We start from the raw sequence: 1,181 nt of genomic DNA, 5'->3' as shown, positions 1-1,181 counted from the left end.
GGCACGAACTGTCCGAAGCCGGGGGCGGTGCGCAGCTTGCCGTCCTTTGCGACGACGGTGCCGCGGACGATGGTGTGGGTGGCCGCGCCCTTGGTGCGCATGCCTTCCCAGCTCGAGTAGCCGGTCTTCGAGAGCATGTCCTGGTTGCGGAACTCCCCCTCGCGCGCCATGTCGAGGATGGTGAAGTCGGCGTCCGACCCGGGCTGGATCACGCCCTTCCTCGGAAAGATGCCGAACCGGCGCGCCGGGGCCTCGGCGGCGAGCCGCGCCACGTCGTTCAGCGTCAGACGGCCCTCATTCACCGCGTTCATCAGCAGCGGGATGTATTCCTGCGCGCCGGTGACGCCGAGCGGCACCGAGAACAGGTCCTGCCAGCCCGGCTCCACGTCCTCCTTCGAATGGGGCGCGTGCTCCAGCACGATCATGTCGGCGGTGCCGTCCGCGATCGCGTCCCAGCCGGCCTGCGGGTCATAGGCCCAGTTGTAGGTGCGCGGGCCGACCTTCTCCATCTGCGCCCGGTTCATGAACATGGTGCCGAGCTCCAGCTCGCACGACACGTCCTGGCCGAGGTCGAACTTGGCGTGGTGGATCATCTCGTTGGCGCCCTTGGGCATGACGCCGAGATGCAGCACGTGCAGCTTCACCCCGCAGATGCGGGCGTAATAGAGCGAGGCCGCGAGCCCCGCCACCATGCCGTGGCCGTACATGTAGCCCTTCGCGAAGCTCTCGTGATAGGCCATGGCGTCCGAGCGGCCCTTGTCGATGTAGTCGCGGAAGGTGAGCCGCTTGCACCACTCGGGATCGTCGTGGTGCACCGAGGCGACGAGCCCCATGTCGCGCGTCGCCTCGTACAGCTCGTAGAGGATGCCGTGGTCCAGCACGCCGAGCTCGGAGATGTAGGGATAGACTTCCTTGATGTGGCGCGTGTTGAAGATCTTGATGCCGATGGCGCCCGCCTTGGCCAGCGCCTCCACCGTGCGCGGATAGAGCCCGCCGCCATAGAGCGCGTAGTCCACGTGCGCCTTGGGGGCGACCAGCGCCTTCTTCATCTCGAAATCGTCGAGCGTGGTGGGGTGGGGCGTGTTGTTGGTCATGTCGATGCACATGGTCACGCCGCCGACCGCCGCCGCCGCCGAGCCGGTCTGGAAGTCTTCCTTGTAGGTGTGCCCCGGCTCGCGGAA

Annotated in this window: 1 protein-coding gene; it reads right to left on the bottom strand. The window is 67.1% G+C overall.

Annotated elements, in window-relative coordinates; translation table 11 throughout:
* Positions 1-1,181 (bottom strand): dihydroorotase (locus tag D9R14_RS22655; RefSeq protein ID WP_121625935.1); only part of this gene is annotated, 1,181 nt, incomplete at both ends.

It is taken from the genome of Xanthobacter tagetidis, from assembly GCF_003667445.1.
GTDB lineage: Bacteria > Pseudomonadota > Alphaproteobacteria > Rhizobiales > Xanthobacteraceae > Xanthobacter > Xanthobacter tagetidis.
Note: the sequence above shows the minus strand (reverse complement) of the source record. Positions and strands in the feature narration are given on the sequence as shown.